Genomic DNA, 21,046 nt, shown 5'->3' on the forward strand with positions numbered 1-21,046 from the left:
GTCGTCCGCGTCCCGAACCGGCGCGTTCATTCGTTCGACGCCTGTTGTCGGCAAACATTGGTGATGCGCGTCACAACAGGTGATTATCGAGTCATGACCGAAGCACCGACCCACAGCGACAGCCACGCGGCCGGCGCCGACGACGCCGTCAGCGCGGAGGTGTTCGCCGAGCGGCTGTTCGCCTCCACACTCGCGACCGTCGAGACCTTGAGCGTGTACCTCGGCGAACGACTCGGGTGGTACCGCTGCCTGGCCGACCACGGGCCGCTCTCCGCCGAGGCGCTGGCCTCGCGCACGAACACCGACGCCCGATACGCCCGGGAATGGTTGGAGATGCAGAGCGCCTACCGCATCCTCGACGTCGACCTGTCGACCGATCCCCCGGTGTTCGGCATCTCCGCGGGCGTCGCGGAGGTGCTCACCGACACCGCGAGCCTGTCCTATCTCGGCGCACTGCCTCGTATGTTCGCCGCCGCGGCCCGACATCTGCCGGAACTGCTCGACGCCTACCGCACCGGCGGGGGCGTCAGCTGGGAAGCGCTCGGCGCCGACGCCCGCGAGTGCCAAGCGGCCTTGAACCGCCCCTGGTTCGACTCCCGCTTGGCGCCTGCGCTGGCCGGCATCGACCACCTGCACGCGACGCTCTCGCGGCCGGGTGCCCGCATCGCCGACATCGGGTTCGGTGCCGGGTACTCCACGATCGCACTGGCGCGGGCGTACCCGGAAGCCGAGTTCGTCGGGCTCGACGTCGACGAGGCGTCGGTGCGGATGGCACAGGACAACGCCACTGCCGCGGGGATGACGGACCGGGTGCGATTCCTCGTCGCCGACGGTGACGAGGCCACCGCACACGGCCCGTTCGACGCCGCGTTCGCCTTCGAGTGTCTGCACGACATGCCTCGGCCCGTCGAAGTACTCGCCGCCGTCCGCGCCGCACTGTCCCCCGGTGCCTCGATGATCGTGATGGACGAGGCTGTTTCCGACGAATTCACCGGCCCGGCAGACGATCTCGACAAAATCATGTACGGGTTCTCGCTGCTGGTGTGCCTTCCGGATTCGATGAGCTCTCCCCCGTCGGCCGCCACCGGAACCGTCTTCCGGACCTCGACGCTACGAACGTATGCCCGCGACGCGGGCTATCGAGACGTCGTGGTGTTGCCGATCGAGGACTTCAGCTTCTTCCGCTTCTACGAACTGACCACCTGAGCAGGTCACCGGACGGCCCTGCCCGAAGTTCTAAGATCGCAGGATGCCCTCCGATGAGGCGGATTCCGCGCACTCCACGTCGAGCCCCGACCCCGCGGTGCGTGCACCACGCATCCTCGGCGAGGTCGATTCCGTGACGAGCGACCGCGCCAGCCGGTGGTGGTGGGATCACGACGCGGACAACTACCACGTCGAACACGGTGAGTTTCTGGGCACATACAGCACGGGCGGCGACTTCGTCTGGTGCCCCGAAGGTGTGCGCGAGTCCGACGCGCACCTCCTCGGCGACATCGTCGGCCGCGACATCCTCGAGATCGGCTGTGGCTCTGCTCCCTGCGCCCGCTGGCTCGCCGCGCACGGTGCGCGCGCCGTCGGCGTCGACCTGTCACGTCGGATGCTGGGCATCGGGCTCGACGCGATGGCCGCCGAAGGTGTCCGCGTTCCGCTCGTGCAGGCGACCGCCGAGACGTTGCCGTTCGCGGCAGAGTCCTTCGACGCCGCGTGCTCGGCGTTCGGTGCCGTCCCGTTCGTCGCGGACTCGGCCGGGGTGATGGCCGAAGTGGCGCGGGTGCTGAAACCGGGTGGCCGCTGGGTGTTCGCGGTCAACCACCCCATGCGGTGGATGTTCCTCGACGATCCCGGCCCCGAGGGACTGACCGTGCGCATCCCCTACTTCAACCGCACCCCCTACACCGAGACGGACGCGAACGGTGCCCTGACCTACGTCGAACACCACCGGACGATCGGCGACCGGGTGCGCGAACTCCGATCGGCCGGTTTCGTCCTCGACGACATCATCGAACCCGAGTGGCCGGACGGCTTCGACCGCGAATGGGGACAGTGGAGTCCGTTGCGCGGCAGCTACTTTCCGGGTACAGCGATCTTCTGCAGCCACAAGACCGGGTGAGGACCGGCCTCAGAGGAGTTTCGACAGGAACTCACGCGTCCGCGGTTCCCGTGGATTGGCGAGCAGCTCCCGCGGATCGCCCTTCTCCACCACGACGCCGGCGTCCATGAAGACCAACTGATCGGCGACCTCGCGTGCGAAGCCCATCTCGTGGGTCACCACCATCATGGTCATGCCATCCGCGGCGAGTTCGCGCATCACCTTCAGCACGTCGCCGACGAGCTCGGGGTCGAGCGCCGAGGTCGGCTCGTCGAAGAGCATGAGCTTCGGATCCATCGCCAGCGCTCGGGCGATCGCGACCCGCTGCTGCTGTCCGCCCGACAGCTGCGCGGGATAGGCATCCGACCTCGACGACAGCCCGACCCGGTCGAGCAGGTAGCGAGCTTTCTCTTCCGCTTCGGCGCGGGACTGCTTCTTCACCTGCATCGGCGCCTCGATGATGTTCTCGAGCGCGGTCCGATGCGGGAACAGGTTGAAGTGCTGGAAGACCATGCCGATGTCGCGACGTTGGGTCGCCGCGTCCCTGGCGCTCATCTCATAGAGCTTGTCGCCTCGCTCGCGGTACCCGATGAGGTCGCCGTCGACGTAGAGACGTCCCGCGTTGACCCGCTCGAGGTGGTTCACGCAGCGCAGGAACGTCGATTTGCCCGAACCGGACGGACCGATCAGGCACAAGACCTCACCGCGCGCGACTTCGAGCGAGATCCCCTTGAGGACCTCCACCGAGCCGAAACTCTTGCAGACCCGGTCGGCCCGGACCATCGGCGTGCTCGCCGGCATCCCGTCCACGCTCACGCTTTTTCTCCCCCTGCGGGCCCGGCGGCACCACCGGGCGCCGTCGCGGCACCATCGGCCATGGTCTTGAGTTGCCGGGCGGTCAGGTGACGGGTCGCTCCCTTGGCGTAGTAGCGCTCCACGTAGTACTGCCCCACCATCAGGATGCTGGTGATCGCGAGGTACCAGGTGGAGGCCACGAGCAGCAGCGGGATCGGTTCGAAGATCACGCCGGAGATGTCGCGCTGGCGCCCGTAGAGGTCGAGCGTCAGCGGCACCGCGGCAACCAGGCTCGTAGTCTTGAGCATGCTGATGAGCTCGTTGCCCGTCGGCGGGATGATCACGCGCATCGCCTGCGGGAGCACGGTGCGTCGCATGGTCTGCGACCACGACATGCCCAGCGCCACCGACGCCTCGGTCTGTCCCTCGCCCACCGACGACACCCCGGCGCGGACGATCTCGGCCATATAGGCCGCCTCGTTGAGACCCAGCCCGATGACCGCGAACAGGAACGCCGCGTTGAGGGTCTGGATGTCGAGCGTGACGAACTGGTGGACGAACGGGATGCCGAGATCGATCTGCTTGTAGATCGCCGGGAACAGACCCCAGAACACCAGCTGCACGTACACCGGTGTGCCGCGGAAGATCCACAGATACACCCACGACGTACCCCGCAATACGGGATTGGGACTCAACCGCATGATCGCGAGCAGCACGCCGAGGACGATCGCGATCGTCATCGACAGGAGCGTCAGCGCGAGTGTGTACCCGACGCCCGACAGGATGCGCGAATCGAACAGGTAGTTGCCGTAGGTGCCCCAGCCGTAGGCCTCGTTGGTCGCCGCACCGTAGATGAACAGGCCGGCGAGCACGATGATGACGACGGCGGCGATCCACTGACCGGGCCGCCGCAGCGGGATGGCCTTGATCGGTTCGGGTTCGCTTGTCGCCGTTGGGGTGGGCTGCGGTGAGCTCATGTCAGCTCACCGCGCCGTTGATTTCGGAGACATCGATCATGCCCTCCTCGAGGCCCCAGTTGGCCGCGATCTCTCGGTACTGTCCGTTGTCCATCAGATACTGCGCGGCGCGCTGCAGTGCGAGCGCGAGGGGCGACCCCTTGCGCACGGGCCACCCGTACGGGGCGGAGTCGAACACCCCACCCGCGGGCTTCAGACGGTCCTCGGTGCGCTTGATGGCGTAGGCCGTGACCGGCGAGTCGGCAGACATCGCGTCGACGCGGCCGAGGATCAATGCGTTGACCGCCTCGTCCTGGCTGTCGAACTTGACCTTGTCGATCGCGGGTTTGCCCGCGGCGACGCAGGCCGCGCTCTTGGCGGGCACCTCGTCGGTGTCCTCGTAGGTCGTGGTCTGTACCGCGACCCGCAGTCCGCACGCGTTGTCGGGGTCGATGACGTCGTCGTTGTCAGACGCCTGCGCCCACTGCACCCCCGCGCTGTAGTAGGTGACGAAGTCGACCTGCTTCTCGCGTTCCAGCGTGTCGGTGAACGACGACATGCCCACCTGATAGGTGCCGGCCTGGACGGACGGGATGATCGTGTCGAACTGGGACTCCTTGTAGTCCGGAGCCAGTCCGAGCACCTTGCCGACCGCGTTCATCAGATCGACGTCGTAGCCCACGATCTTCCCGGTCGCGTCCTTGTACTCGTTCGGCTGGTACGGGATGTTGACCCCGACCACGAGCCGTCCGGTGCGAGTGATCTCGGGGGGCACGAGCGCGGCGATCTCGGGCACCATCGCGACATCGACGTCGATGGGGATCACCTGGTTGGCGCGTTCGCGTTCCTCGTTGTTCACGCAGCCGCTCACCACAACGGTGAGTGCGAGGAGGACGCCGAGCCAGCGAGCCACACGCGTCACTCCACTTCCCTTCGTCCGGCCGAGCGCACCCACACACTGTAATTCGCCCGCACCGCCCCGGCTCGCCACCCGCCGTTCATGCCCGGTCATCCCGGACAGCCGCCACGACCGCGTCCGCGAACTCGGAGGTCGACGCGCTGCCGCCGAGATCGGACGTGGCGGTCGACGCGAGGGTGGCGGCGACGGCGGCGTCCATGCGTACTCCCGCGGCGACGAGCGCGGCATCGTCGACCATCTGTCCGTACCGGCGGAACGCCATCGCCACCGACACGATCATCGCCACCGGGTTCGCGATCCCGCGGCCCGCGATGTCGGGTGCGGCACCGTGGGTGGCCTGAGCCATGACTCGGCTCGCCGAGCAGTTCACCGAGCCGGCGATCCCCAGGGAACCCGCCAACTCACCCGCCAGGTCCGACAGGATGTCCCCGAACAGATTCTCGGTGACGAGGACGTCGAAGTCGCCGGGACGACGGACGAGCAGGGCGGCCATCGCATCGACGTGCTGCTCGTCGACGTCGACGTCGGGGAAGTCGGCGGCCACCTCGCGGCACACGTCGCGGAACAGGCCCGTCGTCAGACGCAGGACGTTGGCCTTGTGCACGATCGTCACCCGCGCCGGCCGGTGAGGACCCGCGCGATCGAGCGCGGCTTCGAAGGCGACACGAGCGATGCGCTCGCTCGCACCTCGCGTGACGAGCCCCACCGACAGTGCGACGTCCGGTGTCGGCATGAATTCGCCGCTGCCGACGGCCATGTTGCGATCGGCGTAGAGGCCTTCGGAGTTCTCTCGGACGATCAGGACGTCCATGTCCGGCTTCACCGCGGGGACGCCGGGAAATGCGACTGCCGGCCGGAGGTTCGCGAACAGGTCGTAGCGGGTGCGCAACACCGCTCCCGGCGTGCGACCGCTGTGTTCGGGCGGATACGACGCGGAGTCGTGCGGGCCGACCATCCACAGCGGGAGTTCGTCGAGGGCGGACAGGGTGTCCGTCGGCACCGGGTCGGCGTGCGAGGCGATGGCGTCCGACCCGAAAGGCAGCTCTCGCCACTCGATCTCGACACCCTCGACGCGGGCGGCGGCATCGGCGACGGCCATCGCCGCCGGGACGATCTCGCGTCCGATCCCGTCCCCGACCAGAACACCGACCCGCCGAGCGTCCGGGGCCATCAATGTGCCGCGTCGTCCCAGGACCGACCGAATCCGACCGACACCTCCAGTGGCACCGACAACGTGATGGCGCTGCCCATCTCCTCGCGCACGACCGCCTCGACCGCGTCGCGCTCGCCCTTGGCGACTTCGATGACCAATTCGTCGTGCACCTGCAGCAGCGTCCGCGACAGCAGCTTCTCGGCAGCGAGACGCTTGTGCACGTTGATCATCGCGACCTTGATGATGTCGGCCGCAGTCCCCTGGATCGGCGCGTTCAACGCCATCCGCTCGGCGGATTGTCGACGCTGCCAGTTGTCACTGTTCAGATCGGGCAGGTATCGACGACGACCGAAAAGCGTTGCGGTGTACTCGTTACGGCGGGCTTCGGCGACGACATCGTGCAGGTAGTCCCGGACTCCGCCGAACCGGGCGAAGTACGCCTCCATCTGTTCCTTGGCCTCGTCGCGACTGATCTTGAGCTGCGCCGCCAACCCGAAAGCGCTGAGGCCGTAGGCGAGTCCGTACGACATGGCCTTCACCCGGTGACGCATCTCGGTGGTCACCTCGTCGATCGGCACCCCGAACGCCCGTGATCCGACGAAGTTGTGGAGGTCCTCACCGGTGTTGAAGGCCTCGATGAGGCCGGCGTCCTCGGACAGGTGGGCCATGATCCGCATCTCGATCTGGCTGTAGTCGGCGGTCATCAGGCATTCATAGGGTGCCCCGGACTCGGTGTCGGAGCCGACGACGAAGCCTCGGCGGATCTCCCGACCCGCCTCGGTGCGCACCGGGATGTTCTGCAGGTTCGGCTCGGTCGACGACAGGCGACCGGTCGCGGCGATCGTCTGGTTGAACGTCGTGTGGATGCGACCGTCGTCGGCCACAGATTTCAGCAGGCCGTCGACGGTCACCTTCAGTCGCGTGGCGTCGCGATGCTCAAGCAGGTGCGCCAGGAACGGGTGTTCGGTCTTCTCGTACAGCGACTGCAGCGCATCGGCGTCGGTGGTGTATCCGGTCTTGGTTTTCTTGGTCTTCGGCATGTCCAGCTTGTCGAAGAGCACCGTCTGAAGCTGTTTGGGCGAACCGAGATTGATCTGCTCGCCGATCACCTCGTAGGACGCCTCGGCCGCGGCCCGGATGCGGTCGGCGAACATGCTCTCGAGGGCGCCGAAATGATCGACGTCGACCGCGATGCCGGCAGCCTCGGCATCGGCGAGGACGAACGACAGCGGCAGCTCCATCTCGGTCAGGAGGGGTTTGGAGTCGATGCGGTCGAGTTCGGTGTCGAGCGTGTCGGCGAGCTCCTGGACCGCGCGCGCCTCGAGCATGTGCTGTTCGGCCACATGACCGTCGGTGTCGTCGTCGAGCAGCGACATCTGTCCGTTGCCGGGCCCGTCGTCGGCCCGCAACTCGCGCCGCAGGTAGCGCAGCGCGAGATCGTCGAGGTTGAACGACCGCTGTCCCGGCCGGACCAGGTAGGCGGCCAGCGAGGTGTCGCTGGTGACGCCGTCGAGCTTCCACCCTCGGGAGCGCAACGCGTGAACGGCCCACTTGGCCTCGTGCACCGCCTTCAGTGCTGACGCGTCACTGAACCATTCGGCAAGCGCCGCTTCGTCTTCCGGGCTCATCGCGGTGACGTCGACGTAGGCCGAGGAACCGTCGGCGGCCGCGATCGCAATTCCGCTCGGGTCGGAACCGACGACGACGTGCGGCGCGGTGACGGCGAGTCCGGTACGTCCGGTGCGGGCGTGTTCGGTCAGCCAGCCCGCCACCTCGCCGGCACCGAGGACCGCGCCGTCGAGGTCGAAACCTGCTTCGGCCTCGGGCTCGACGGAGCTGAGCGTCGAGAACAGCCGGTCGCGCAGGACGCGGAATTCGAGGTCGTCGAAGAGCTGATGGATTCGGTCGCGGTCCCAGCCGACCATGGCGAGATCGTCCGGGGACGCCGGTAGCTGCATGTCCCGGACCAGCTCGGTGAGCTGACGGTTGGTCTGCACCGAGGCGAGGTGCGCGCGCAGCGCGTCGCCCACCTTGCCCTTGACCTCGTCGACGTGGTCGACGAGCGCTGCCAGCGAGCCGTACTCACGGATCCACTTCGACGCGGTCTTCTCCCCGACCCCGGGGATGCCCGGCAGGTTGTCGCTCGGGTCGCCCCGGAGTGCCGCGTAGTCGGGGTACTGCGCCGGGGTCAGTCCGTACTTCTTCTCCACTTCCTCGGGGGTGAAGCGGGTCAGGTCCGAGACGCCCTTGCGCGGATAGAGCACGGTGGTCGATGCGTCGACGAGCTGCAGGGAATCGCGGTCACCGGTGACGATGAGAACCTTGTAACCGTCTTCCCGCGCCCTCGTCGCGAGGGTGGCGATGATGTCGTCGGCCTCGTAGCCCTCGATGGCCATCACGGTGACCCCGAGGGCATCGAGAACCTCCTTGGTGAGGTCGACCTGCCCGTTGAACTCGTCGGGCGACTTGGACCGTTGCGCCTTGTACTCCGGATACATCTCCGAGCGGAACGTCTTGCGCGAGACGTCGAAGGCGGCCGCGATGTGGGTCGGTTCCTCGTCGCGCAACAGATTGATGAGCATCGACGTGAAGCCGTAGACGGCGTTGGTGGTCTGACCGGAATGCGTCTTGAAGTTCTCCGCGGGCAGGGCGAAGAACGCACGGTAGGCCAGGGAGTGCCCGTCGAGCAGCATCAACACCGGCTGCTTGGTCTTGCCCTTGCCGCCGGCCGCCGACTTGCCTGCTGTTGCGGTCGCCGTGGCGGGGGTCGTTGCCGGGGAACTCTGCGCTGGACTCACGTCGCAGAGTCTAGTGATCGGTCCCGACAGCTCACATCGGCCTGTACATGGTCCACACCTTCGGACCGTCGAGCGGCAACTGGAATTCCTCGGTCACCGCGAAGCCGAAGCGCTCGTAGAGCGGCACATTGCGAACGTTGGAACACTCCAGATACGCGGGGCCGTCGATCTGGTCGAGCCGGTGGCGCAGGAGGGTGGTGCCGACACCCACGCCGTGAACGGGGGCACCGATCTGGCCGAGATACCAGTGCGGTTCCTTGGGCCTGCGTTTGCCGAACTCCTCCTCGAGTTTGGCGCCGCGACTCATCCGGGAGCCCATGGCGCGGAAGAACCCCCACATGGACGCGATCTGCGCTGTCGTCGACACCTTGTGCCCGGGCGGGTCCCAGGCGGCGGCGCCCACCGGTTGTCCGTCGCGCATCGCGAGGTCGAGTGTCGCCTTCGGGCCGTGACTGTAGGTCAGCAGCGTGCGGAACATGACGCGATGCCGCGAGGTGTCGGGTTGCATCCACACCGTCACGGGGTCGTCGGCGAAGGCCTGCGCGAGCAGTCCACTGGCGAGTTCGACATCGGTGGTGGTTTCGACGGTGACCGGGACCATCGGTCCAGCGTACGACCCGGATGAGCTCCCCGACGCCACATTGCGCCGATCGTCGCGGCCGCGGCGCGCGCCAGAAGTTACTTCCGGGAAACGTCGTTGTCGCCACGTGGTGACGACGCTGCCGCTAATGTCCCGCAGGATGACATCGCAACGCGCCGGCACCTGTACACAGACGCCGCCCCGATGCGCTCTCGATGACCGCTCCGAGATCGAGAGCCATCCGCCTGTTCCCGGTTTCCCCAAGCGGCCCACCGCGATCGCGATGTTGCTGCTCGTCGCCGCCTCGATCCTCTTCGGAGTCCTCGGCACCGGTGCCGCCACCGCCGCCCCCGGCGATTCGGTACGCGTCTTCGGAGTGCTGCGAAACGGCCCGGACAAGGTCGAGGGCGTCGAACTCGAGGCGAAGAACGCGTCGGGCGCCGTGGTCGGTACGGCGACGTCCTCGGCCACGGGCGCCTGGTCGATCAACGTGCCCCCGGGCCAGTACACGATCGTCGTCGACACCGAGTCGCTGCCCGACGGCGTGGAGGTCCAGAAGGCCGAACTGCCTGTCGACGTCAGCGGCGGGACCGCACGCCCGGTCATCTTCTCCTTCGGCGACGTGCGCACCGGTACCGAGGTGTCGGCGGCATCGGAACTGACCCGTCTGGCGATCGACGGGATCCGGTTCGGGTTGATCATCGCGATCACCGGGGTGGGACTCAGCCTGATCTTCGGCACGACCGGCCTGACGAACTTCGCGCACGGCGAGCTGGTGACCCTGGGTGCGGTCATCGCCTGGGTCATCAACGTGAAACTCGGCGTGCAGCTCATCCCGGCGACGGTCCTCGCGGTGATCGTCGGCGTCGGCATCGGCATCCTCAACGAACTCGGCCTCTGGAGACCGTTGCGACGACGACGAACGGGGCTGATCGCCATGCTCGTCGTGTCGATCGGCCTGTCCCTGGTGCTGCGCTACCTGATCCTGATCTTCTTCTCCGACCGGTCCGAGCCGTTCGACGACTATCAGGCGCAGACGCAGATCGGTTCGGGTCCGTTCGCGATCACCCCGGTCAACCTGGCGTGCATCGTCATCAGCATCGTGGTGCTCCTCGGAGTCGCACTGTTGTTGCAGCGCACCAGGATCGGCAAGGCGATGCGCGCGGTCGCCGACAACAAGGACCTCGCCGAGTCGTCCGGTATCGATGTCGACCGGGTCATCCTCTTCGTGTGGGCCCTGGCCGGCGGCCTGGCAACGCTCGGCGGGGTGATGTTCGCGCTGTCCGAGTTGGGTGGTCGCGTGCAGTGGGAGATGGGGTTCAAGCTCCTGCTGCTGATGTTCGCCGGCATCACCCTCGGCGGACTCGGCACGGCCTACGGCGCACTGCTCGGATGTGTGATCGTCGGTCTGCTGGTCCAGTTGTCGACCTACTTCCTCAGTCCCGACCTGAAGTACATCGGCGGCCTGTTGATCCTGATCATCATCCTGACCATCCGGCCCCAGGGCATTCTCGGATCTCGAGCGAGGATCGGCTGACCCATGGACATCGTCTCAGCGCTCCAGATAGCGATCGCACAGCTGATCGGCCCGTCGGCGATCTTCTACGCCCTGCTGGCCATCGGTCTCAACCTGCACTTCGGCTACGCCGGACTGCTCAACTTCGGCCAGATCGCGTTCGCCCTGCTCGGCGGATACGGCGTGGGCATCATGGCGGTCAACTACGACCAGCCGCTGTGGCTGGGCGGCATCATCGGCATCGCTGCGGCCGGGATGCTCGCGGTGGTCTTGGGCATCCCGACCCTGCGTCTACGGGCCGACTATCTCGCGATCGTCACGATCGCCGCGTCGGAGATCCTGCGGTTGGTGTTCCGCTCCACGTCGTCGGACGATTTCACCCATTCCACCAACGGCATCTACGGGTACGCGGGCAGCTTCTTCTCGATCAGCCCGTTCGACAACGGCAAGCAGTACTCGTTCTTCGGGGTCAAGTTCCTCGGCGGCGACCTCTGGTCGATGGTGGTGGGCTGGATCATCGTGGGTCTGCTGTGTCTCATGGTCTATCTCCTCGTCCGCAGCCCGTGGGGCCGGGTGCTCAAGGCGGTCCGCGAGGACGAGGACGCCGCACGTTCGCTGGGCAAGAACGCCTACTTCTACAAGATGCAGGCCCTCGTGCTCGGCGGTTGCATCGGCGGACTCGCCGGCGTCTTCAATGCTCTTGCGACCCAGTCGATCAACCCCGACTTCTACTCGACGGCGCAGACGTTCTTCGCCTACGGCGCTCTCATCCTCGGTGGCGCGGCCACCGTGTTCGGTCCGGTGCTGGGCGCGATGCTGTTCTGGTTCCTGCTCGCCGTGCCCGACGCCCTCCTGCGCCAGGCCACCTCGGGCGACGACCCGCTCCTGCACATGTCCGCGCAGCAGGTCGGCGCATTCCGGTATGTGCTCCTCGGCCTCGCGATCATCCTGATGATGGTGTTCAGACCGCAGGGACTGCTGGGCAACAAACGGGAGGTGCAGCTCGATGCCTGATCACGCGACACCGCCCACCGGCCGCCACTCCGCCGCCGAGCCCACACCTGACGCCCCGTCCCCTGCCCCGGCGATCCGGGCCACACGCCGCGACCTCACCGCACTGTCGGCACCGGAACGAGCGCGACTGTTCGCCGATGTCCCGGCAGACCCGGGCTCTGCCAAACCGGACCCGATCATCGTGGTGGACAGCATCTCCCGCACATTCGGCGGCATCAAGGCGGTGCAGGTCGACCATCTGGAGGTCCAGCGGGGTGCCATCACCGGACTCATCGGACCCAACGGCGCAGGCAAGACCACGTTCTTCAACCTGATCACCGGTTTCGACAAACCCGACTCCGGCACATGGTCACTCAACGGTGCCTCCCTCGGCCGGATGGTCCCCCACCAGGTGGCCCGTCGCGGCATGGTGCGGACATTCCAGCTCACCAAGGCCCTCGCCAAGCTCACCGTCCTCGACAACGTCAAGCTCGGCGCGACCGGTCAGCGCGGCGAGCACTTCCTGGCCGCGCTGGCGCCCTGGACGTGGCGCAAGCAGGAGGCCGAGATCACCGAGCGCGCACACGAATTGTTGCGGCGCTTCAAACTCGACGCCAAAGCCGACGACTTCGCCGGGTCATTGTCGGGTGGCCAACGCAAGTTGTTGGAGATGGCGCGCGCCCTCATGACCGACCCGGAGATCGTCATGCTCGACGAGCCGATGGCCGGCGTGAACCCGGCGCTCACCCAGAGCCTCCTCGAGCACATCAAGTCGCTGCGCGACGAGGGCGTCACGGTCGTCTTCGTCGAGCACGACATGGACGTCATCCGCGACATCAGTGACTGGGTGGTGGTCATGGCCCAGGGACAGATCATCGCCGAGTCGCTGCCGGATCGATTGGGCGACAACGATGCCGTCGTCGACGCCTATCTCGGTGGGCACCACGATCAGCCACTCGAGTTCGATGACCGGGGCCGCCCGGTCGGCGCCACCGCGGTGCTCGCGGAGAAGGTCGAGGCTGCGATCGAGGCGACGCTCGAAGAGGGCGGAGACCTGTCCGAGGTCACCGAACTCCCGGACACGCGAAGAGCCACGGACGAGAAGGACGGCACACGATGACCACCGAACCCGGAGGGCAGCTGACGCCGGCACAGCTCGCGGCAACCCCGGAGGAGCACCGCAAGCTCGCCGGCAACGCCCTGATGAGGGCCGACGACATCACCGCCGGCTACCTCCCCGGGATCAACATCCTCGAAGAGTGCAACTTCTACCTCGACGACGGTGAGATCGTCGGCATCATCGGCCCCAACGGAGCGGGCAAGTCGACACTGCTCAAGACCCTGTTCGGACTGATTCCCGTTCGCAAGGGCACCGTGACACTGCGCGGCGACGACATCACCTCGGCGAAGGCACACGTCCTGGTCGACAAGGGGGTCGGTTATGTGCCGCAGACCCAGAATGTGTTCCCCGCGTTGACGATCGAGGAAAATCTCGAGATGGGCGTCTATCTACGCCCGAAGACCTTCGCCAAGCGGTTCGAGTTCGTCTCCGAACTGTTCCCACTCCTGTCCGAGCGCCGAAAGGTCAAGGCGGGCGCGCTGTCCGGCGGCGAGCGGCAGATGGTCGCGATGGGACGCGCACTGATGATGGAGCCGGCTGTACTCCTGCTCGACGAACCGTCGGCGGGCCTGTCCCCCATGTTCCAGGACGAGGTGTTCATCCGCTGCAAGGCCATCAACGCAACCGGTGTCTCGATCATCATGGTCGAGCAGAACGCTCGGCGGTGTCTGCAGATCTGCGACCGGGGTTACGTCCTGGACCAGGGGCGCAACGCCTACACCGACACCGGACGCAACCTCGCCAACGATCCGAAGATCATCGAGCTCTACCTCGGCACCTTGGCGGGCAGCTCCGAGAAGAAGTGATTCGCAGGCCCACTCCCGGGCCGCACGTCATTCGACGAGTTCACTGGGACAACGAGAGACCCCCGGCCGAGCGGCCGGGGGTCTCGTTGTGTCGCACTGCCCGGGTGCGGTCCTACTGCGCCGCGACCGACACGTACTTGCGCGTCGGGGTGAGCAGCTTGTTGCTGTCGTCGAACTCGAGGATGCCGTAGGAGCCCACGCTGGGTTCACCGGCGGCGTTGAAGGCCAGGTTGCCGGTCTTGCCGACGTAGGCGACCGTCTTGCCGCTGTTCAGTGCATCCTGGCAGGCCTGGTACGAATCGCACTTCTCCTCACCGTTGGTCACCCCGATGATGTTCGCCGCGATCGTGCGACCGTCGGTCGACTTGGCCGCGGTCGCCGCGAGTGCGCTCAGGACGGCAGCGTCGTAGCTCTCGCCGGAGTAGTTGAAGTCGATCAGTTCGCTGTCGAGTTCCTTGAGGGCCGACTGGAAATCACTGCTGGTCTGGGTGAGCGGTGTGGTTCCCTTCATCCCCTTGACCAGGCCCGGTCCGACCGCTTCACCGAGAGCGTTGCCCATGTTGCCGTCGACGCCGTAGACGAGCTTGCCGTCGCTCGGGCCGATGCCGACCTCGTGCATGCGGGTGATGATCTTCGCGGTCTCCTCGAATCCGAGGATCGCGATGCCGTCGGGATCGAAGTTCTTCACCTGGTCGACCTCGGCGTTGAACGACTGGGCGTTCGGGTCGTAGATGATCTTCTGGATCTGATCCGCGGGCACACCGGCTGCCTCGAGATCCCGAACGGTGTTGTCGGCCAACCCGGTTCCGTACGGGTCGTTGAGCGCGAGGATCGACACGCGTTGCACGCCGTCTTCGGCCATCGTCTGCGAAAGTGCCTGCGCCTGCAGCACATCGGCGGGCGCAGTCCGGAAGTACTGACCCTTGTCCTGGTAGCAGGTGAACTCGTCGGAGGTGTTCGCGGGCGAGAACATGACCGCGCCCGCGTTGGCGACCTTGTCGATGACCTTCAGCGACACCGACGACGACGCCGCACCGATGATCACCTGCGTACCGGCGCTGAGCTCACGGTCCACCGTGGCGTTAGCGGTGTCTGTGGTGGTGTCCCCGGAGTCGCCGGAGATGATCTCGACCGGCTGGTCGAGGACGCCGCCTGCGGCGTTGATGTCCTTGACCGCGAGGTTCACCCCGGCCTCCATGGGGGGCCCGAGGAAGGCCAGGGAACCGGTGGCCGGGAGCAGCGTGCCGATCTTCAGCGGCGCCGTGCTGGCCGGGCCGGCGACGGGCTTCGGCGGATTACACGCCAGTTTCTGCGCGAGGCCGAGACCCGGAGGGGCGGGGGTGGACTCGACGGCGGCGCTCGACGACGCCTCCGAACCTCCGTCGGAACCCGAGTCAGAGCTGCTGCAGCCGGTGACCACCAGAGCTGCCGCCGCGGTCATGACCACTGCCCCGCTCTTCAAGAAGCGAAAGGACATCAATGCTCTCCTTGCGATTGGCGTTGTCACGAAGGCGGCACCCCGAGATACCGATGACCGCGCCTCGCTGGAGAAAAGCTAGCGCGATCTTGTTGCCGCTGCGTAAAGACAGCGAAACTGACCTACGCGCAGCACCATTTGTGGACTGAAATCGCCGGGATCACTCGCTTCCCAGGGTCTCCACGACAACCTGCGCAACGGCTTTCATCGTCGTCCTCCGGTCCATCGCGGCGCGCTGGATCCATTTGAAGGCCTCGGGTTCGGACAGCGTCTGCTTCTCCATGAGGAGCCCTTTGGCACGTTCGACGAGCTTGCGGGTCTCGAGCCGCTCGTTCATCGTCGCGACCTCGCCCTCGAGTTGCTTCAATTCCTGATAGCGACTCACCGCCACCTCTATGGCCGGCACCAGATCGGCCTTCGTGAACGGTTTGACCAGGTAGGCCATGGCGCCGGCGTCGCGCGCCTTGTCGATGAAGTCCCGTTGGCTGAATGCGGTCAGCATGACCACCGGCGCGAGCCGCTTCTGGGCGATCTCGGTTGCCGCGTCGATACCGTCGCGGACGGGCATCTTGATGTCCATGATCACCAGATCGGGCGACAGGGACTCCGTCAGTTCGACGGCGACCTGTCCGTTCGGGGCCTCCCCGACGACGTCATATCCCTCTTCGCGCAGCATCTCGATCAGATCCATCCGGATCAGCGAATCATCCTCCGCGACCAGCACCCGATGCGTTGTCGTGGTCTCACCGGCCGTTGTCGTCGCACTGTCGGTCACCGTGACCATCCCCTCCTCCGGGTCCGCTGGGGCGCGTCCGTGTGCACGCAGAGTACCGGTTGGCAGGCGCGACGGCCGATCATCTAGAGTTGGTCTCCGGCGCGGGGCAACCCGTGTACTGGCCCCCGTAGCCCAATTGGCAGAGGCAACGGATTCAAAACCCGTCCAGTGTCAGTTCGAGTCTGACCGGGGGCACCAGAAGCAGCTGCCTGACGGCGACCACGGGATCACCAACGGCCGGGACGGCCCGCTCACCACGACAACGACGGCTCACCATCGGTGACGCTGATCCCGACACGGTCGCCGTGCACGGTCCGGACCCCGAACAGCCGGTCGAGAAGCTCGTCGGCGTGCAGATCCGTGTGTGCCGACCAGCGCCGGGCCCGATGCCGTGCGCGCGACGACGCGACCGTGAGCGACGCCGACTGTGTTCCGTCGAAGTCCACCGTCACCTGACCGCACTCCCCCGGTGCAACCTGTGCGGTGAGCAGGGCCAGCGAATAGTCCGAGAAGACCAGGGGCCCGGCGATCTCGACGACGAACCGGCACCGCGACAGCGTCGACGCGTCGGGTGCACCGGTCCGGATCCGCGAATCGTGCACGCCCAGTTGGGCGAGCAATGCCGCGGAGCGCTCGCCGACGAGCCAGACAGCCGCATCCACGCTGCGACCGTCCGCCCCACGCAACACGCTGCCGACCGTTCGCATCAGCGATGCCGCGGTGCGTCCCTCGGCCGACACGACCACGACGATGTCAGGGATCGAATACAGGAGTCCGGCGGTCCGGGCCGCCGGATCGGTGACGAGCGGCGCGAGCGCCAGGGCTTCGGCGTTCTTCTCCGAAATCCGTTCCGGCACCGAACGCTCGGCCCAGTCGGGGCCGTCGTGCCACGCGACCGCACCGGGTTCGTGCGCGAACACCGCGCCCATCATGAACGCCCGGTTCGCGAACTCCCAGTCCTCTCCCCCGTACCGGACGAACGACGGATCGAAACCGCCGATGTCGTGGAACAGCTCACGGCTACAGGTCATCACCGCGCTGATCATGTACTTGTAACCGTCCCAGCCAGGGGTGAGGAGATCGGCCGTGCGATCGTACGCGTCGACCAACCACCCGGGTTCGCAATCATGCGAACGTTCGAGATGCCCCTGTGCGCACAGCCATTCGTGTACCCCTTCCGGGGTGACCTCACTGAGATCGGCATGTTTGCGCCGACCGACGACGAGCGCGTCGGGTGCCGCGGCCGGCAACCTGACCGCGTGGCGGATGTATCCGGCTGTCGGAATCGTGTCCGCGTCGAGAAAACACAGGATCGTGCCGTTCGATGCGGCGACTCCCAGGTTGCGTGCGGCCGCTGCCCGAAAGCCCCTGTCCTCCTGCGACACCACCGTGATCGTCAACCGGGACGTCCACGCGCTGACGTCCGGCGGACAGGACGAACCGTCGTCGGCCACCACCACCTCCAGGCGATCAGCCGGGTAGGTCTGGGCCGTCAACGCTTCGAGGACCAGCGCGAGTTGGCGGGGTTGGTTGTAGTACGGGATGACGACGCTCACCAGCGGCGTCGGCGCGGCATCGTCGATCAGGTCCCACCGGTTGTCGGGCACGACGGTCCGACCATCACCGAGCCCGATGACCGTCACGCACTCCACCGCCGCAACAGTCGCTCGTGCTCCAGCCCGACATCGACGGCCGTGGGCGACGGCACGACGGAAGGATCGATCCAGGTGTCCGCAGGGTGCGCGATCGCATGCTCGATGGCGGCCTGCAGCGCATCGTCGTCGTTCGCGTGCATCGTCAGCACGCCCGGGGACCGCGCGGCGAGTTCCTCGGTGTAAGTGGTGCGCGGGACCAGTGGCCTGCGCCCGGCGGAGATCCAGGAGTTGATCGAGCCGGATGCCGACATGTGCCGGTGATAGGCGACGGGAACCGTGACCTCGGCCGATGCCCGCCGGAGTTCGTCGTCGGTCAGGTACCCGGTGATCTCACACCGCCTACCCATGTCCGCCGCCAGCTTTGCCAGGTCGTCGGCGAGATCCTCGTGTCCGGGTGACGGGGTGCCGAGTGCGACGAAGCCGATCGACGGATCGAGACCGGACATCGCCCGAAGAGTCTCGAGATGCCCCTTCCCGGGATACAGGTAGCCGAGCACGCCCACCGTCGATTCCGCTGTCGCCGAGGGCTTGTCGACGGGTCGGGAGTCGATCATCAGCGGAACGACCTCGACTTCGATCGTCGGGTCGACGAATTCGGAGAACAGCGACGCCTCGTGTCGGCTCGACACGATCACGCCGGTCGCCGATCGGGCCACCGACCGGAAGAACTCGATGCGTGCCTGCATCGACCGCCCGTCCGAGGGCTGGGGCAGGTCGTGCAGCGTCACCGAGACCGGTCGGCGCAGACCCGCGATCATCGCGAGCAGATTGTCGCGCGCCTGCAGAGGCGTGCGCCCGAACAGGCGATCGGTCACGTGTAGGTGCACGAGCGCGCAGTCGGCCAGTCCAGCCGGCAGTCCGGCGCAGAGGGTGCGCATGTGCGCCAACCGATGATGGCCGCCCTCGGCGGTCACCGCGTCGTACACCGACTGCGCATACCGCACCACACCGTGCGACCGGGGTCCGACGAGGAGGTGTCCCAGTGGGCTCGTCATGCCAGCCCCAGGATGTCGATGAGCTCGACGTAACGGTCCAACACGGCATCGATGAACTCGGGATGATCTGCGTACCACTGCATCTGGCTTCGGTGGACGGCCTCCTCGGTCAACGCGGAACCGTCGACGTCCCAGGCGATCCGCGCGGATGCGTCGATGGCGAGCGCATCGATCACGCGTTGTTCCAGTGGCGCGCGAATGTTGCCGAGCAGCTCCCGCGTCGGTGGGATCGGCGCCGACGCCCCGAGTGCGTCGAGGATTCGGCGACCGAGGGTCAGCAGTACCCGGTTGCCGGGATGGTTGATCGTGTGCGCGGCGTCAGCCCCGACGTCGAGCAGGATGTCGGAGATGGCGATGTCGCACTGGCGACGTTCGCGCGCCGCGAGCTGTTCCACACTCCAGCGCGCTGCCTCTCGCAAGCGCTCGCCCGTGACGTCGACATCCCACTCGTCGAAAGACTCACGGCCGTCCCGCGCGGCGAGGACCGTTCGGAGGTCGTGGTACGGCACAGCAGCAGGTACCGCCGATGGTTGCGAAGGGTGTCGCGCGATGACCTGGAACGGATACAACCCGCCGTAGCGGATGACCGGCCACACGATGACCGTCGCCGACGGCGCCAGGTCGGCCAGATCCGGTCCGCCGATCGGCAGGTCGCGGTATCCCGCACGCACCGGTTGCGTCACGATGACCGCCGCCCGGCGGACGAGGTTCTCGACGTGGACGATGTCGGTGGACTCGAGTTCGTGGACCGGCGGCACGCGGACGGTACGGAACGGTAGGTCGGGGGAATCGGACAGGACGATCCGCAGCGCCTCGGCCTGACAGTTCCCCCAGACCACGAGCAGCGCCCTCTCGTCGGTCCCCAACGCGGCCGCGGACCCCGGTACGCCGTAGAAGTCGCCGTAGTGTCGGGTCCGCCCATCCACTGGCACGTCGTGACCCACCGACACGTCGTCACCCGGAGTCATTCCAGCTCCCAAGTGGCGTGAGCGCCGGGGCGGTTCTCTGTCATCACCAGTACTGACTCCTTCTCGAACGGGCGGACCGGGTTCCCGAACCTCTCGTATATCCGTTTCGCCCGCTAAAGAATCATCGCGCTGATCACACCCCGTCGGTCATCCCCGGTGCATGGGAATTCCACGCCCCCGCGGGGTCGGCACGTCGACGCCGACGGCCCCGGTGATCGCGTCACCGGGGCCGTCGACTGTGTGGAGTCGTTCGGCGTCAGAGCGTCCGCGCGATGATCTCCTTCATGATCTCGTTGGTGCCCGCATAGATCTTCTGCACGCGGTTGTCGGCCCAGAGACGGGCGATCGGGTACTCGTTCATGTAGCCGTAGCCGCCGAACAGCTGGAGGCATTCGTCGGCGACCACCATGGCGCGGTCGCTGGTCCACCACTTGGCCATCGCGACGGTCGGGATGTCGAGTTCGCCCTTGATGTGCTTGGTGATGCAGTCGTCGACGAAGACCCGGCCGATCCGGGTCTCGGTGGCTGCCTCCGCGAGTTTGAACTTGGTGTTCTGGAAGCTGAAGATCGGCCGGCCGAAGGCGGTGCGGTCCTTGGTGTAAGCGATGGTCTCCGAGACCGCCTTCTCCATTCCCGCCACCGACGCCACGGCGATGATCAGACGTTCCTGCGGGAGCTGCTGCATCAGCTGGATGAAGCCCTGCCCCTCCTCGGTGCCGAGCAGATTCGAGGTGGGCACGCGCACACCGTCGAAGAACAACTCGGAGGTGTCCTGCCCGCGCTGGCCGACCTTGTCGAGCACCCGGCCACGACGGAAGCCCTCGCGGTCCGCCTCGACGAGGATGAGCGAGATGCCCTTGGCGCCCTCGGACACGTCGGTCTTGGCCACGACGATGATGATGTCGGCCTGACTTCCGTTGGTGATGAACGTCTTCGAGCCGTCGATGACGTACTCGTCACCCTGCTTGATGGCCTTGGTCTTGACGCTCTGCAGGTCCGATCCCGTACCGGGCTCGGTCATCGCGATGGCGCCGACGGCCTCGCCGCTGGCCATCTTGGGCAGCCACGTGGTCTTCTGCTCCTCCGAGCCGTACTCGAGGATGTAGTGCGCGACGATGCCGTTGTGCAGGCTGACGCCCCACGAGCTGTCGGCGACGCGCGCCTGCTCCTCGATCAAGACGGCCTCGTGCGCAAAGTTGCCGCCCCCGCCCCCGTACTCCTCCGGGATCGACATGCAGAGAAGACCCAGTTCGCCGGCCTTGTTCCACAGGTCGCGGTCGACGTGGTGCTGCTCGATGAACTTATCGGCGTTCGGCTTGATCTCTTTCTCGCAGAAGCTGCGAGCGAGATCGCGCAGGGCGCTGAGATCGTCGTTTTCCCAAGAGGACCGTTCGGCCATGGTGCGAGTACCTATCCACGAGTAACAATGTCAACGGCGAGCGTAACAG

Annotated in this window: 18 protein-coding genes and 1 tRNA gene; 7 read left to right on the forward strand and 12 right to left on the reverse strand. The window is 66.6% G+C overall.

Going from position 1 to position 21,046, the window contains the following annotated elements:
• The first annotated feature begins 93 nt into the window (after positions 1-93).
• Both MAY35_RS12260 and MAY35_RS12265 read left to right on the forward strand, forming a co-directional pair.
• Positions 94-1,206, forward strand: a complete 1,113-nt coding sequence (locus tag MAY35_RS12260) for a trans-aconitate 2-methyltransferase (RefSeq protein ID WP_238421573.1) — start codon at positions 94-96, stop codon at positions 1,204-1,206.
• A 43-nt stretch (positions 1,207-1,249) separates the two neighbouring features.
• Complete coding sequence (locus tag MAY35_RS12265) at positions 1,250-2,113, forward strand: class I SAM-dependent methyltransferase (protein ID WP_238421574.1); 864 nt, start codon at positions 1,250-1,252, stop codon at positions 2,111-2,113.
• A 9-nt stretch (positions 2,114-2,122) separates the two neighbouring features.
• Here MAY35_RS12265 and MAY35_RS12270 read toward each other — a convergent pair whose 3' ends face one another.
• The 6 genes from MAY35_RS12270 to MAY35_RS12295 all read right to left on the reverse strand — a co-directional run bounded on the left by MAY35_RS12270 (position 2,123) and on the right by MAY35_RS12295 (position 9,314).
• Positions 2,123-2,875: an amino acid ABC transporter ATP-binding protein gene (locus tag MAY35_RS12270; RefSeq protein WP_238421682.1), complete on the reverse strand. Its 753-nt coding sequence runs from the start codon at positions 2,873-2,875 to the stop codon at positions 2,123-2,125.
• 29 nt (positions 2,876-2,904) lie between these two features.
• Positions 2,905-3,864 carry an amino acid ABC transporter permease gene (locus MAY35_RS12275; protein ID WP_238421575.1) on the reverse strand — a complete coding sequence of 320 codons (960 nt, stop codon included), beginning with the start codon at positions 3,862-3,864 and terminating at the stop codon, positions 2,905-2,907.
• A gap of 1 nt (position 3,865) precedes the next feature.
• Positions 3,866-4,765 carry an ABC transporter substrate-binding protein gene (locus tag MAY35_RS12280; protein WP_238421576.1) on the reverse strand — a complete coding sequence of 300 codons (900 nt, stop codon included), beginning with the start codon at positions 4,763-4,765 and terminating at the stop codon, positions 3,866-3,868.
• Between the two features lie 76 nt (positions 4,766-4,841).
• On the reverse strand, positions 4,842-5,933 hold the full coding sequence (locus MAY35_RS12285) for an isocitrate/isopropylmalate dehydrogenase family protein (protein WP_238421577.1): 1,092 nt from the start codon (positions 5,931-5,933) through the stop codon (positions 4,842-4,844).
• A complete protein-coding gene (polA, locus tag MAY35_RS12290) occupies positions 5,933-8,713 on the reverse strand; it encodes a DNA polymerase I (protein WP_238421578.1) in 2,781 nt (926 codons plus the stop codon). Before polA ends, MAY35_RS12285 begins: the two co-directional genes overlap by 1 nt.
• A 31-nt stretch (positions 8,714-8,744) precedes the next feature.
• Positions 8,745-9,314 carry a GNAT family N-acetyltransferase gene (locus tag MAY35_RS12295; RefSeq protein WP_238421579.1) on the reverse strand — a complete coding sequence of 190 codons (570 nt, stop codon included), beginning with the start codon at positions 9,312-9,314 and terminating at the stop codon, positions 8,745-8,747.
• 262 nt (positions 9,315-9,576) lie between these two features.
• Between MAY35_RS12295 and MAY35_RS12300 the strand changes: the two genes are divergently transcribed.
• From MAY35_RS12300 to MAY35_RS12315, 4 genes are read left to right on the forward strand one after another with little or no spacing between them, the layout of a single operon-like run.
• A complete protein-coding gene (locus tag MAY35_RS12300; protein ID WP_238421683.1) occupies positions 9,577-10,830 on the forward strand; it encodes a branched-chain amino acid ABC transporter permease in 1,254 nt (417 codons plus the stop codon).
• Positions 10,831-10,833: 3 nt separating this feature from the next.
• Positions 10,834-11,823, forward strand: coding sequence for a branched-chain amino acid ABC transporter permease (locus tag MAY35_RS12305; RefSeq protein WP_238421580.1), 990 nt, complete (start codon positions 10,834-10,836; stop codon positions 11,821-11,823).
• Positions 11,816-12,922 carry an ABC transporter ATP-binding protein gene (locus tag MAY35_RS12310; protein WP_238421581.1) on the forward strand — a complete coding sequence of 369 codons (1,107 nt, stop codon included), beginning with the start codon at positions 11,816-11,818 and terminating at the stop codon, positions 12,920-12,922. The genes MAY35_RS12305 and MAY35_RS12310 overlap by 8 nt, the downstream gene beginning before the upstream one ends.
• Positions 12,919-13,728: an ABC transporter ATP-binding protein gene (locus MAY35_RS12315; protein ID WP_238421582.1), complete on the forward strand. Its 810-nt coding sequence runs from the start codon at positions 12,919-12,921 to the stop codon at positions 13,726-13,728. Before MAY35_RS12310 ends, MAY35_RS12315 begins: the two co-directional genes overlap by 4 nt.
• Positions 13,729-13,840: 112 nt before the next feature.
• On the opposite strand, the gene MAY35_RS12320 is transcribed toward MAY35_RS12315, so the two are convergent.
• Positions 13,841-15,205 carry an ABC transporter substrate-binding protein gene (locus MAY35_RS12320; protein ID WP_238421583.1) on the reverse strand — a complete coding sequence of 455 codons (1,365 nt, stop codon included), beginning with the start codon at positions 15,203-15,205 and terminating at the stop codon, positions 13,841-13,843.
• Between the two features lie 160 nt (positions 15,206-15,365).
• On the reverse strand, positions 15,366-15,989 hold the full coding sequence (locus MAY35_RS12325) for an ANTAR domain-containing response regulator (protein WP_238421584.1): 624 nt from the start codon (positions 15,987-15,989) through the stop codon (positions 15,366-15,368).
• Positions 15,990-16,101: 112 nt separating this feature from the next.
• Here MAY35_RS12325 and MAY35_RS12330 point away from each other — a divergent pair.
• Positions 16,102-16,178 (forward strand) — tRNA-Leu (locus MAY35_RS12330).
• 53 nt (positions 16,179-16,231) lie between these two features.
• Here the strand turns inward: MAY35_RS12330 and MAY35_RS12335 are convergent.
• The 4 genes from MAY35_RS12335 to MAY35_RS12350 form a co-directional block, all read right to left on the reverse strand.
• Positions 16,232-17,623 carry a glycosyltransferase family 2 protein gene (locus tag MAY35_RS12335; protein ID WP_238421585.1) on the reverse strand — a complete coding sequence of 464 codons (1,392 nt, stop codon included), beginning with the start codon at positions 17,621-17,623 and terminating at the stop codon, positions 16,232-16,234.
• Positions 17,620-18,630, reverse strand: a complete 1,011-nt coding sequence (locus tag MAY35_RS12340) for a hypothetical protein (RefSeq protein WP_238421586.1) — start codon at positions 18,628-18,630, stop codon at positions 17,620-17,622. The genes MAY35_RS12335 and MAY35_RS12340 overlap by 4 nt, the downstream gene beginning before the upstream one ends.
• A complete protein-coding gene (locus MAY35_RS12345) occupies positions 18,627-19,598 on the reverse strand; it encodes a WcbI family polysaccharide biosynthesis putative acetyltransferase (RefSeq protein WP_238421587.1) in 972 nt (323 codons plus the stop codon). The genes MAY35_RS12340 and MAY35_RS12345 overlap by 4 nt, the downstream gene beginning before the upstream one ends.
• 256 nt (positions 19,599-19,854) lie before the next feature.
• Entirely contained in the window at positions 19,855-20,997 is a 1,143-nt protein-coding gene (locus MAY35_RS12350) for an acyl-CoA dehydrogenase family protein (protein WP_004019893.1), read from the reverse strand.
• Between the last annotated feature and the right edge of the window lie 49 nt (positions 20,998-21,046).

Source organism: Gordonia sp. 'Campus' (genome assembly GCF_022206305.1).
GTDB lineage: Bacteria > Actinomycetota > Actinomycetes > Mycobacteriales > Mycobacteriaceae > Gordonia.